This window comes from Xanthomonas sp. SI (assembly GCF_014236855.1).
Taxonomy (GTDB): Bacteria; Pseudomonadota; Gammaproteobacteria; order Xanthomonadales; family Xanthomonadaceae; genus Xanthomonas_A.
The window spans coordinates 3697712-3710914 of sequence record NZ_CP051261.1; the positions used below are offsets into that span (position 1 = coordinate 3697712).

Annotated in this window: 4 protein-coding genes; all 4 read right to left on the minus strand. The window is 70.3% G+C overall.

What is annotated here, in order from left to right; all coding sequences use genetic code 11:
- Positions 1–34 precede the first annotated feature (34 nt).
- The 4 genes from HEP75_RS15440 to HEP75_RS15455 all read right to left on the minus strand — a co-directional run bounded on the left by HEP75_RS15440 (position 35) and on the right by HEP75_RS15455 (position 13176).
- A complete protein-coding gene (locus HEP75_RS15440) occupies positions 35–259 on the minus strand; it encodes a hypothetical protein (protein ID WP_255423525.1) in 225 nt (74 codons plus the stop codon).
- Entirely contained in the window at positions 256–8952 is an 8697-nt protein-coding gene (locus HEP75_RS15445) for a glucoamylase family protein (protein ID WP_255423873.1), read from the minus strand. The genes HEP75_RS15440 and HEP75_RS15445 overlap by 4 nt, the downstream gene beginning before the upstream one ends.
- A 450-nt stretch (positions 8953–9402) precedes the next feature.
- Positions 9403–10146 (minus strand): FadR/GntR family transcriptional regulator, encoded by a 744-nt coding sequence (locus HEP75_RS15450; protein ID WP_185824120.1) that lies wholly within the window; start codon positions 10144–10146, stop codon positions 9403–9405.
- A gap of 105 nt (positions 10147–10251) precedes the next feature.
- Positions 10252–13176, minus strand: coding sequence for a TonB-dependent receptor (locus tag HEP75_RS15455; RefSeq protein WP_185824121.1), 2925 nt, complete (start codon positions 13174–13176; stop codon positions 10252–10254).
- Positions 13177–13203 lie beyond the last annotated feature (27 nt).

Consider the following 13203-nt stretch of genomic DNA (forward strand, 5'->3'; position numbering starts at 1 on the left):
ACGACGGCGTGCGCGCGTGAAGCGATGACGCGACTCAGTGCGGCAGCAGCCGCGTATCGAGCGCATGCTCGGCGAGCATCGCCGCCAACGCCTGCCGCGCCTGCGCGCGATCGCCCGGATCCGCCGCGTCCAGCAGTTCCTGCGCGAGCGCGCTGAACTGCGGCCAGAATTCCTGCGGATGGCGCAGATGCGCGGTCCACTGCGGCAGCATCGCCGCCATATGCGCCAATGCCGCCTGGGTCTGCGCGCGCGTGTTCATGTCGGTGCGCGCGGCTGCCGCCATTGCACGCGATGCGCCTTGCCGTCGTCGACCAGCGCGATGCGCGCGTCCTGCTGGCGCAGGTCGTCCAGGAACAGGCCGCTGCCGTCGTCGGCGTCGGCATCCGCCTCAGCGGCCACCGACTGCAGCAGCTCGATGTGGTACGTGCTGCCGCCGTGGCTGTAGTGCAGTTCGCAGCGCTCCCAGTCGGCCGGCAGGCACGGCCGCAGCCGCAGGCTGTCGCCTTCGCGCTGCAGGCCGAGCAGCGATTCGACCAGCAGCCGGTACATCCAGCCGGCCGAGCCGGTGTACCAGGTCCAGCCGCCGCGGCCCACGTGTGGTGCCACGCCGTAGACGTCGGCGGCGAGCACGTAGGGTTCGACCTTGTAGCGCTCGCTGGCCGCCGCATCCAGGCTGTGCTGGATCGGGTTGATCATCCGCGCCAGCTCCCAGGCGCGTTCGCCATCGCCGAGGTGGGCGAAGGCCATCGCCGCCCACACCGCCGCATGCGTGTACTGCCCGCCATTCTCGCGCACGCCCGGCACGTAGCCGCGGATGTAGCCGGGGTCGTGCTCGATGCGGTCGAACGGCGGCTCCAGCAGCTGGATCAGGCCGGCGTCGCGCTTGACCAGATGCTGGTCCAGCGCGGCCATCGCCTGCTGCGCGCGCGCCGGTTCGGCCGCGCCGGACAGCACCGACCAGCTCTGCGAGATCGAATCGATGCGGCATTCGGTGTTGTCCGCCGAACCCAGCGCGGTGCCGTCGTCGAACCACGCGCGCCGATACCAGCCGCCATCCCAGGCATGCGCCTCCAGATTGCCGCGCAGCGTATGCGCCGCCGCGTCGCACTCGTCGGCGAAGGCCGTATCCTCGCGCCCGCGCGCCAGCGCCGCGAACTGCTGCAGCACGTGGTACAGGAAGAAGCCCAGCCACACGCTCTCGCCCTTGCCGCCCTCGCCCACCCGGTTCATGCCGTCGTTCCAGTCGCCGGTGCCGATCAGCGGCAGGCCGCGTTCGCCGAGCAGCGCCATGCCGCGACGCAGCGCCTGCACGCAGTGCGCGTACAGCGGCGCACGCTGGCTGGACGGCGCCGGCAGGTCGTAATACGACTCTTCGTCCGCGCCGACGGCGCGGCCTTCGATGTAGCGCACGTCTTCGTCGAGCACGCCGCGGTCGCCGGTGACCTGCAGGTAGCGGCACGCCGCCAGCGGCAACCACAGGTAGTCGTCCGAACAGCGCGTGCGCACGCCGCGGTCCTGCGGCGGATGCCACCAGTGCAGCACGTCGCCCTGCGGGAACTGGTGCGCGGCGCTGGCCAGCAGGTGTTCGCGCGCCAGCGCTGGCGTCGCGTGGACCAGCGCCATCATGTCCTGCAGCTGGTCGCGGAAACCGAACGCGCCGCCGGACTGGTAATAGCCGCTGCGCGCCAGGTAGCGGCAGGCCAGGGTCTGGTACGGCAGCCAGCCGTTGACCAGCAGGTCCACGCTGGGATCGGGGGTCTTCACCTGCAGCCCGCCGAGCAGTTGCCGCCAGTGGATGCGCACCGCGTCCAGCGCGTCGTGCGCGGCATCGCGGCCGCGCATGCGCCGCGCCAGTTCCACCGCCGCGTCGTGGTCCTTGCCGGCGCCGAGCCGGAACACGGTCTCGCACTCGGCGCCGGCGGCCAGACTCAGCGGCACCTGGATCGCCGCGCACGGATCCAGCCCGGCGCCAAGGCGCCCGGACAGGCGTTCGCGGCGCAGCGCCTGCGGGTCGGCCATGTCGCCGTTGCGGCCGAGGAATTCGCTGCGGTCGCCGCTGCAGCTGCGCGTGTCCGCGTCCACGTCGAAGAACGCGGTGCGCGCGGAGAACTCGGCGTTGTACGGGTTGCGCGCCAGCAATGCGCCGTGCGCGCCGTCCTGTTCGCTGACCACGTGCATCTGCGACTTCACCCGCAGATCGCCCAGCACCCATTCCACATAGCCGGTCGCCGACAGGCGCCGGCTGCGGCCGGACAGGTTGCGCAGCTTCAGCACCGAGAACTTCACCGCCTCGTGCAGCGCCACGTACACCCACAGCTCGCTGGCGATGCCGTCCTCCACGTGCTCGTAGACGCTGTAGCCGAAGCCATGGCGGGTGCGGTAGTCGCCCTCGCCGCGGCGCGGCAGCGCTTGCGGCGACCACACTCGCCCGCTGTCCTCGTCGCGCAGGTAGAACGCCTCGCCGCAGGCGTCGGCGACCGGGTCGTTGTGCCACGGCGACAGGCGGAACTCGTGCGCGTTCTCGAACCAGGTGTAGCCGGCGGCGCTCTCGCTGAGCACCGTGCCCAGCTGCGCATTGGCCAGCACGTTGGACCACGGCGCAGGCGTCGGCGCGCCCTCGCGCAGCGCGACCAGGTATTCGCGGCCGTCGGCGGCGAAAGCGCCGGTGCCGTTGTCGAACAGCACCTCGGCATGCGCCGGCGCGAACGGCCACGGATCCTCGTGCGCATCGCCGGCCGCAGGCGCAGGCATGGCCAGGGCCTGCGCCTCGGCCAGCGCGGCGGCGGGCAGCGGCACCAGTTCGGGCACGCCGCGCGGCGGCGGCAGATGCCGTCCGATCTGCGCGGCCAGGGTGCCGCGCTGATCGCTGACGATGACCCGCGCCACCACCTGCAGCAGGATGCGGTCCTCCTGCGAGATGTTCTGCACCGGGCGCACGAAGATGCCGCCGGGGCGCTCCAGCACGCTGGCGTCCGGATCGGCCGCGACCATGCCCAGGATCTGCTCCTGCAGCTGCTGCCGGTAGCCGCTCTGGCTCTCGTTCCAGATCACCAGGTCCGCATGCAGGCCCTTGAGCCGCCAGTACGCGTGCGCCTGCACCATCTGCCGCACCAGTTCGATGTTGTCGGCATCGCCGATCTGCAGCAGCGCGATCGGCAGGTCGCCGGAGATCGCATGGCCCCACAGCCCGGACTGGCCGCGCCGGTTCTGCAGCAGCAGCTCGCTGTCGGCGCGCAGCGCCGGATGCACGTACACCATCAGCCCGGCCAGGCGCTCGTACAACTGCGCGTCGGCCTGCGAGGCGTTGATCTGGCGGCGCACCACCTGGCTGTGGGTCCAGGCCAGGTCGAACACGCGGTCGGCCAGGCGCCGGTCGCGGTACTTGTCGATCAGCGCCATGCACGCGGCGCGGTCGCCGCCGACGCCGTAGACCATGTCGATCATCGCGGTCTGCTCCGGCGCCAGCACGATCCGGCAGCGGATCGCGACCACCGGGTCGAGCACCGAACCGGCGGTGTCGGACAGCACCGCATCGTGGCGCAACGCGCGCGGATTGCGCGCCGTATTGCCGCGTCCGAGGAAGCGCGCGCGGTCGGTCTCGTAGGAAATCGCGCCGATGTGCGCATCGTGCACCGCCACCACGTGGAACATCCACGGCGCCACCTCGTCGTGCGCGCGGGTGCGCCGCGTGCACAGCAGCGCCTGCGTGTCGCGGGCGATCTCGGTCTGCACGAACAAATTGCTGAAGGCCGGATGCAGTTCGTCGGCGATGGCCGGCGCCAGCACCACTTCGGCATAGGTGGTGATCTCGATGGTGCGCGGTTGCCGCGACCGGTTGCTGACCCGCAGGCGGCGCAGCTCGATGTCGTCCTCGGCGGAGATCGCCACTTCCATGTGCGTGTCGAAGCCGCGCTTGCGGCCGCGGAACTCGGCCTTGGCATCGGAGAAGATCGCTTCGTAGTGGTCCACCGCCACCGCGGTGGGCTGGTAGGCGGCCGACCAGTAGTCGCCGCTGTCCACGTCGCGCAGGTAGCAGAAACTGCCCCAATGGTCGCGGGTGCCGTCCTCGCGCCAGCGGGTGATGGCCATGTCGCGCATGCGGCTGTAGCCGCCGCCGGCGCTGGTCAGCAAGCCGTGGTAGCGGCCGTTGGAGAGCAGCTGCACCGCCGGCCGCGGCGCGCTCGGGTCGCGGAACACGCGCAGCTGGGTCTCGTCCTCGCGCGCGTCCTGCGGGCTGCGCGCGGCACCGTCGGCCTCCTGCGGATGGAACACGCCCACCCGCGGAATCCGTTCCTGCAGCAGCAGCAAGGTGGCCTGGAACTCGGCATCGGCGGCGAAGCGCTTCTGCATCGGCTGCTCGCGCAACAAATGGTCCAGCGCCAACAGGCCCATGCCCTGGTGGTGCGCCATGTACGAGCGGATCAGCGCGTGGTCCTGGCCGGGCGGGACCCGGCTGGGGGTGTAGTCGATCGCCTCGTGCAGGCCGAAACGCCCGCCGAAACCGGACTCGGCAAGCCGCTGCAGATTGCTGCAGGCCGCTTCCGGGGCCACCATCAGCGCCATCATGCTGGCGTACGGCGCGATCACCAGATCGTCGCCGAGCCCGCGCTTGAGGCCCAGCCCGGGCACGCCGAACGCACGGTACTGGTAATTCATCCGCGCATCGACCGCGTTGTAGCCGGACTCGGACACGCCCCACGGCAGCGCATGCCGCGCGCCGTGCGCGATCTGCGCGTTGACCGCATGCACCGCGGTCTGGTCGAGCAAGGTGTCGGCATAGCTGGGCATCACCAGCTGCGGCATCAGGTATTCGAACATCGAGCCGCTCCACGACAGCAGCGTCGCTTCGCCATCGACCTCGGTGAGCTGGCGGCCGAGCGCGAACCAGCTTTCCTGCGGCAGCTGGCCCTGGGCGATGGCGACGAAGCTGCACAGCCGCGCCTCCGATGCCAACAGGTCGTAGTAACCCTGGTCCAGGCGCCGTTCGTCGACGTTGTAGCCGATCGCCAGCAGGCGCCGCGCCGGATCGTAGAGGAAGCCGTATTCCATCAGCGACAGCTGCCCGGCGATATGCGCCAGGCGCTCGAGCTGGTGGATGCGCGCGCGGGCGCGCTCGGCGGCTTCGGCGTTGTGGGTCTGCGCGGCCAGCGCGCGCAAGGTCGGCAACGGCATCTCGGCCAAGGCGGACATCGGCGTGGCGTCGAACTGGTCGGCCACCGTCGCCCACGGCGCGAACTCGCGCAGTTCCTGCTGCGCGGCGCTGCATGCGTCCAGCAACACCTGCGGCCAGTGCGGCGCCAAGGCGTCGGCGGAGTGCTCGGCGGTGGGCACCGGCGGCGGCCAGCGCTCGGCGATCGAGGCCGCCTGCACGGCCAACGCAGCCAGTGCGTGCCAGGTCTGCGACAGCGTCTCCGGCGGGGCCGTGCGCAGCGCCTGCAGACGCTGATCGACATCGTGCAGCGCCGCCTGCGGCAGCGACGCCGCGGCGGGATTGTCGTGCGCGGCCTCGCGCAGCACGCCGAACGTGTCGGCCAGCCCGTCGAAGGTGGTCGCGGCCAACAACGGCGCATCGCACAGCGCCAGCAGGCCCTGGCGCAGGGTCAGCAGATGCCCGGCCAGGTTGCCGCTGTCCACCGTCGACAGGTAGGCCGGCGGCAGCGGCAACAGGGTCTCGGTGTCGTACCAGTTGTAGAAATGGCCGCGATGGCGCGGCAGCGTCTCCATCGTCGCCAGGGTCAGCCGGGTGCGCTCGATCACCCCGCCCGGCTGCAGGTAGCCCAGATCGTAGGCGGCCAGATTGCCGAGCAGGGCCAGGCCGATGTTGGTCGGCGAGGTGCGCCGCGCCACCACCAGCTGCGGATGCTCCTGCACGTTGTCCGGCGGCAGCCAATGGTCCTGCGCGCGCATGTGCACTTCGAAGAACGCCCAGGTCCGCCGCGACAGCCGGCCGAGGAAGGCGCGTTGCGGCGGCGCCAGCTGCGCGCGGCGTTGCGCTGGCGCATGCCCCATCCACGCCATCAGCGCCGGGGCCACGATCCACAGCGCCAGGATCGGCGTGGCGACCCACAGCGCATGCGGTTGCCGCCAGGCCAGCACCGCCAGCAGCGCCAGCGCGCACAGCGCCGCCGGCGCCATCCCGACCAGCTCGGCCGCATTGCCGCGGCCGAGGCTGCGCGCCACGTCGCTGGACGCATGCCATTGCAGCAAGTGGCGCCGGCTGACCAGCATGCGCCACAGCGTGCGCACGATCGCCAGCGCGGCGTAGCCGGCCTCGTACGGCAGGCAGGCCAGCGCCACCAGCGCGCGCTGCAACTGCGTCGCCACCGCCTTGGCCAGCGTACCCAGATGCATGCGCCAGCCCATGTCCGACGGCTTGGCGACCAGGTCGTGCAGCGCCGGCACCACGATCGGCAGCACCAACAGGCCCAGCAGCCACGCGGTCCACGCCGCCGGCCGCGGCAGCCACAGCCAACCGATCGCCAGCAACGCGGTGGCGGCGAGCGGCACCAGGCTGCGGCGCAGGTTGTCCAGCAACTTGCCGCGCGACAGCAGCGACAGCGGCGTGCGCCGGTAGCGGCCGGCCGCGTCCGGCACCCACGGCAGCAGCCAGGGCAGCAGTTGCCAGTCGCCACGGATCCAGCGCGCGCGGCGCTTCACGTCGGCCGCATAGCGCGCCGGATAATCCTCGAACAGCCGCACGTCGCTGACCAGGCCAGCACGTGCGTAGCAGCCTTCCAGCAGGTCGTGGCTGAGGATGCGGTTGTCGGGCAGGCGGCCGTCGAGCGTCTGCTCGAACGCGTCCACGTCGTAGATGCCCTTGCCGACGAACGAGCCTTCGCCAAACAGGTCCTGGTACACGTCCGACACGGTGCGCGTGTACGGGTCGATGCCCGGCTCGCTGCCGAACAGGCGCGCGTAGCGGGTGATGCGATGGCCGCTCATGCTGCTGCCCACGCTCGGCTGCAGGATGCCGTAGCCGCGGGTCACCCGGCCCAGTGCCGGATCGATGCGCGCGCGGTTCAGCGGATGCGCCAGGGTCGCGACGAACTCGCGTGCCGCGTCGCGCGGCAGCCGCGTGTCCGCGTCCAGAGTGATCACGTAGCGCACTTGCGCCAGCAGCGCGGTCGCGCCGATCGCCGCACTGAAATCGGCATCGGCCGCGCCGCCGCGCAGCAGCCGGTTCAGCGCCGCCAGCTTGCCGCGCTTGCGCTCGTGGCCGATCCAGGCGCGTTCGCCGGCGCTCCACAGGCGCGGGCGATGCAGCAGGAAGAAGCGGTCGCCGCTTTCCGGCGCGTAGCGCTGGTTGAGCCGCACGATGTGCTGTACCGCGTGCTCGAGCAGCGCCGCGTCGCCGGGCAGCGTCGCCTGCGCGGCGTCGAGGAAATCAGTGAGCAGCGCGAAATGCAGTTGCGTATCGCGGTTGGCCAGGAATCGCACTTCCAGCGCCTCGGCCAGTTCGTCGATCGTGGCCGTGTCGCTGAGCATGCTCGGCACCACCACCAGGGTCCGCGCGCCGGCCGGAATGCCCTTGGAAAAGTCCATCCGCGGCAGCGTGCGCGGCGCCACCAGCAGCGTCGCCGCCCAGTTGACCAGCGCCACGCCCAGTTCGCTGAACGCCAGCACGCCCAACAGTGCGGTGGTCGCCCACAGCCAGGCCGGCACCGCGGCCAGCGCATGCAGCTGCTCGAGCAGGGTCCAGGCGCCGAATGCGGCGATCGCCGCGATCGGCAGCAGGTACGCGGGCAGCGGCAGCGTGCGCCGCGCCACGTAGGGCCGCCGCCGCGCGCGCGGCAGCGCGGCGATCGCCGCCGGCAGGTCGCGCTGGCCATCGTCGACCAGGTAGTAGCCGACATGGCGCCGGTCGTCCGCGGATGCCGCCTGCGCCAGCTGCAGCACGCACGCGGCTACCGCGTCTTCGCTGGCGCCGCTGCGCCGCGCCAGCAGTTCGACGCTGTGCCGGTAGCTGTCGCGGGTCTGGAAATCCATCTGCGCATAGGTGCCGTGCGGGTCGCGACGCAGGTGCGCTTCGACCACGCTCAGGTCTTCGACGAAGTCGCGCCAGTCCATCGTCGCCAGGAACCGCAGGCTGGCGATGCTGTTGCTGATCGAGACCTGGTCGGCGGCCTGCTGCTGGCTCTCCGCGTGCACCATGTCGTCGATGCGCTGGCCGCCGTCGGCCAGCCATTGCTCGACCCAGGTCACCGGCATCGCCAGCACCCCGCCGCGCCCGTGCAGCCCGCGCACCAGCTCGGCCACGAACGCGCCGGACAGCGGCGGCTGCGAGCGCGCCATGTCCGCGACCACCAGCACCACGCTCTTGGGATCCTGCGCGGCGGTGGTATTGAGCCGGTCGGCCCAGTCGCTGGCCAGGCGGTGGTCGATGCCGTCGCGCATCACCCGCGCCGCGACCCGGCGCAGGTTTTCCAGCAGGCCCAGGCGCAGCATGATCGGGATCGCCCACAGCTCGCCCAGCTTCAGCGGCGTCACCGTCTGGTAGGCGGCGATGAAGCGGCTGGCCATGTCGGCATCGATACGGCCGTCGCCATGGGCGATGGCGTCCATCGACAACGCATAGACGCGCGGCAACCCGGCCGACGCGCCCTGCGCCAGCGCCGGCAGCTGGCGGCTGTAGCCGGCCGGCAGATGGCGCCGCGCGATCAGGATCTGTTCTTCGACCAGGTAGAAGTTGTCCAGCAGCCACTCGCCGGCCGGGGTGACGCGGATGTCGTCGCGGACCATCGCCGCGAGCATCGCCAAGGCGTCGCGCAGCACGTCCTCGTTCTGTTTCAGCCGCGCCAGCAACACCTCGGGACTGCGCCCGCCGCGCACCCGGTGACTGCGCGCCAGGGCTTCGCCGTGCGCGGCCATCTGTTCGGCGCTGAGCAGTTGCGCACGCAGCGGCTCTTCGGTCAGCGGCCGCGCGCGGCCATGCTGCAGAAACATCGCGCGCATGCCGGAAAGGCCGCGCCGATAAGGAAGCAGCCGTCTACGCAACGCACGCCAGGGGGACGCCATGATGATCCAGAGGGGCCAGAGAGCCCGCTTGGCTGCATGCTTAACAGGCGCATGCAGCGCTAGGCGTGAATGCGGGCAGCGCAGTCGGCGCGATCGCCGATCGTGCTGGCGTCGCTGCGCGAGACACAGCCGCGCTGCGGTTGACGCTGCGACCCAAGTGCGGCGCGACGATGGCGTTCAGATGTCGACGCGTGCGACATCGCCGGCTGGCGCAATGTGCCGCGATTGCGTTGCGATTGCGCAGACGCAGACACCGCAAAGTCAGGCGAGCACGCCCCGACGATGACCGAGGGCAGCGGCGACGACACGCCGCACGCGCGCATCCGCGTACACGCATGACGCCGCAGCGCCGACAACGGAAGCATTACGCCAGCAGCGGCGCCCGGCTCAGATCCGCGTGGTCGCCAGGAAGCGCTCGCGGTCCTGCTGAGTGCGGCGGCGGATCTCGGCCAGGGCCTGGCTCTCGGTGGCTTCCAGCATCGATTCGAACAGGCGCTGGAAGTGATTGCGCATCGCGTTGCGCGAGGCCGCCGGATCGCGCGTCTTCAGCGCTTCCAGGATCGCGGCATGTTCGTCGGTACGGGTCGCGTCGTCCTGGTGGCAGACGTGCGCATACACCTGGCGCACCCGCGGCAGTTCGTTGCGCATGCGCCAGATCAGGTGGATGCAGTACTCCACCACCGGATTGCCGGACAGGCGCGCGATCGCCAGGTGGAAGCGGCGGTCGTATTCGCCGGCCATTTCCTCGGTGGTGGTCGGGTCGGACATTGCCGTGACCAGGGTCTGCAGTTCCTCGATATCGGCATCGGTCAGGCGCCCGGCGGCCAGCGCCGCGGCTTCGGCCTCGATCACCGTGCGCGCGGCGGTCAGGTCGAAGGCGGTGACGTCGGGCAGCGCGCCCTGCGCATCGATCGGACGCGGCCGCACGTACACGCCCGAGCCGGTCTTGATCGCGATCCAGCCCTGCGCTTCCAGCGCGATCTCGGCCTCGCGGATGGTTACCCGGCTGACCGCGAACCGCTCGGCCAGATCGCGCTCGCCCGGCAGCCGCGAACCGGTCGGGAATTCCCCCGATTCGATCAGCGACAGGATCTTTGCGGCGATGGATTGGTAGAGGCGGCTTTCGGACATTCGCGCTAAGGACCGGTCGGTGAATTCCACAGCGGCGCCGGGACGAGGCGCCCGCGCCTGCTGCGGCTCGAAAAACGGCGCGGCCCGGGAGCCGCGCCGCTGCGTTCAGAACTTGTATCGTACACCGAAATATGCGCGCCGCCCGTAGCTCACGTACTCGCGGAAGTTGCCGTAGACAGGCTGGGATGCGACGCGCGGTTCGTTGGTCAGGTTCATCAGTTCCAGCGACAGCGACAGCTGCTTGGTGACCCGGTAGCGCGCGCGGAAATCCACGCTGGTGTTGTCGTCGTAGTAGCGGTTCTGCTGCGCGGTGTTGCCGGTGAAGTCCTGGTAGTACTTGGAGCGGTACTTGCCGATCGCCTGCATGTCGAAGCGGCCCAGTTCCCAGTACAGCGAGCCGGACAGCACATGCCGCGAAAAGCCGCTGAGCCCGGCCGGGGCCACGATCGCCGGAATCACCGTGCCGGTGACCGCGTCCACCTGCTCGCCCAGGCGCGGATCCTGGGTCTCGTAATCGGTGTCGGCGTAGTTGTAGCTGAGCTTGAAACCGAGCCCGTCCAGCGGCTTGGGCAGGTAGGAGAAGCGGTGCGCGGCGCTGAGCTCGAAGCCGGTCAGCGTGCTTTTCTTGTCGGTGGTCACCTGCCGCGGCACCGCAACGGTGACGCTCTGTCCATCGACCACGAAGGTCTCGTCGAACAGCGCGGTCTCGGTGCCGCCGTTGAACTGCTTCCAGTACACCGCGCCGGCCAGCATGCTGTCCTCGTTCGGATACCACTCCAGCGACACATCGCCGTTCCACGACATCAGCGGCTTGGCCTCCGGGTTGCCGGTGGCGGTGATGCCGGCCAGCGCCTCTTCCAGGCTGGTGAAGTTCTCGGTGCCGGTGAGGTTGACGTTGCGGCCCGAGCCCAGCGCGGCGATGTCCGGACGCGACATCGCGCGGTAGCCGGCCACGCGCAGCAGCAGGTTGTCGCGCAGTTCGAACGAGGCGTTGGCGCTGGGCAGCAGCTTGTCGTTGCCGGCCTTGTCGACCAGGGTCTGGTAGGTGCCGGTCGGCTGCAGGCGCAGGGTGCCTGCGCCGTTGTCGATCAGGTCCAGCTCGGCGCGCACGCCTTGCGAACGCACATCGGTCTTGACCCAGCGCACGCCCATGTTGCCCGACACCGGCAGCCCGAACAGGGTGCTGCGAAAGTCGGCCATCAGGAACAGCGCCTTGGTCTTCTCCACCACGTCGACGTTGTTCGGATCCATGTAGTTCGGGTCCACGCCGGTGGCGCTGCTGCCGCGGAACGCTTCGTACAGGCACGACGGGTCGAAGTAGGCCCAGCTGGAAATGGTGTTGCCGCTGGCGTCGTCGAGGAAGTCGTCCTGCGGGAACGCCGCGCGGCAGGCCTGGTTGGCGGCGACGATCTGCGCGCGCCCGGCGCCGCTGGCGGCGATGTCGGTGGTGATGGTGTTGTCGAAGTAGCGGTAGTCGGCCTGGCTGGCGCGCAGGCCGAAGCTGAGCTTGGTCAGCAGGCCGTCCTCGGGCAGGTAGCTGACGTCGAAGCGACCGGCGCGGATGCGGTGGTCGTTCTTTTCCTCCTCGGAGGTGACCCGCGCCGCGCCGGTGTAGGCATCCCAATCGGCGACATCGAACGCCGGGTCGAGCGCGATGCTCGGCACGTCGCCGCGGTTGTCCCAGTCGTAGTTGACGTAGCCGGTGGTGCCGCTGCTGATGCCCGGCACCACCGCGTTGTTCACGTCGCGGGCGTTGGCGCGCAGCCGGGTCATGCGCTGGGTGTCCTCGCGCACGGTGTGCGAGTAGGACAGGTCGGTGGCGATCTCCCAGGCCACGCTCGGGCGCAGCACGATGTTGAGGCCGCCGCCGGTGTATTCCTCGTTGCGGTCGTACATGGTCGAGGTGGAATCGATCGAGGTGTTGCCGGAATAGCTGCGCAGCACGCCGTTGTCGTCGACCTGCCGATCGACGATGCCGCGACGGGTGTTGGACAGGCTCAGGTCGGAACGTTTCTCGTGCCAGTTGCGGTCGGTGTGTTCGTAGTCGACGTTGACCTCGAGCACCTCGTTGGGCTTCCACTGCACCGCGGCGAACTCGGATTGGCGGTCGTTGCGTTCCTGCTTGAGCCGGTAGATGCGGCTGCTCGGCACCAGGTAGTACGGCGCGCCGTTGGCGATGGCGTTGGCGCCGACCTCGGCGCAGTTGGCGTTGCGCACGTTCTGGGTGCCGTCGCAGGCGTACCAGGTGGAGCCGCTGGTCATGCTCTCTTCCGGATCGGTGCCGTCCAGCGCCTGCAGGCCGATCGACACGCCGAGCTTGCCGCCGTTGGCGAACTCGAACTGGTCGATGTAGCTGGCGGTGCCGCGCCAGCCGATGCCGTCCTTGTCGCGGTACTTGCTGTCGTACTCGGCCCAGCTGCCGCGCCCGTCGAACTGGAGCGCGCGCTTGCCGTAGTCCAGCGGCTTGACCGTTTCCAGGCCGATGGTGCCGGCGACGCCGCCTTCGATCAGGTCGGCGCGCTGGGTCTTGTAGATGGCCACGGTGTTGATCAGTTCGGCCGGGAACATGTTGAAGTTCACCGAGCGGTCGCCGCTGCCGTTGGTGATCTCGCGGCCGTTGAACTGGGTGCTGCTGAGGAACGCGCCGAGGCCGCGGATGGAGATCTCCGAGGCGCCGGTCTTGTCGCGGGTGGAGGCGGCGCCGGTCAGGGTCTCGATCGCATCGGCCAGCGACGGCGCCGGCAGGTCGCCGATGTCCTCGGCCGAAAGCACGTCGGAGATCACCGTGTCGTCGCGCTTCTTGTTGATCGAGGACTGGATCGAGCCGCGGATGCCGGTGACCTGGACCTGGTCCAGCGTCGTCGCACCGCTCGCCGGCGCCGGCGCGGTGGCGGTCTCGGCCGCAGCGGCGGGCGGTTCCTGCGCCCAGGCCACGCTGGTCAACGAGGCCGCGATGGCGCAGGCCAGGGCGCTGCGCAACGAGCGCGCGCCGGCGCGCTTGGCGGACGGGGCCGCATAGGGGTGCCGCATGGTCTCTCCTCCCGAGTGAACGCCGTA

Excerpts from the sequence above, each read along its gene's own strand:
- HEP75_RS15440 (WP_255423525.1), bottom strand. The coding sequence starts at position 259 with ATGAACACGCGCGCGCAGACCCAGGCGGCATTGGCGCATATGGCGGCG.
- HEP75_RS15445 (WP_255423873.1), bottom strand. The coding sequence starts at position 8,952 with ATGCGCGCGATGTTTCTGCAGCATGGCCGCGCGCGGCCGCTGACCGAA.
- HEP75_RS15450 (WP_185824120.1), bottom strand. The coding sequence starts at position 10,146 with ATGTCCGAAAGCCGCCTCTACCAATCCATCGCCGCAAAGATCCTGTCG.
- HEP75_RS15455 (WP_185824121.1), bottom strand. The coding sequence starts at position 13,176 with ATGCGGCACCCCTATGCGGCCCCGTCCGCCAAGCGCGCCGGCGCGCGC.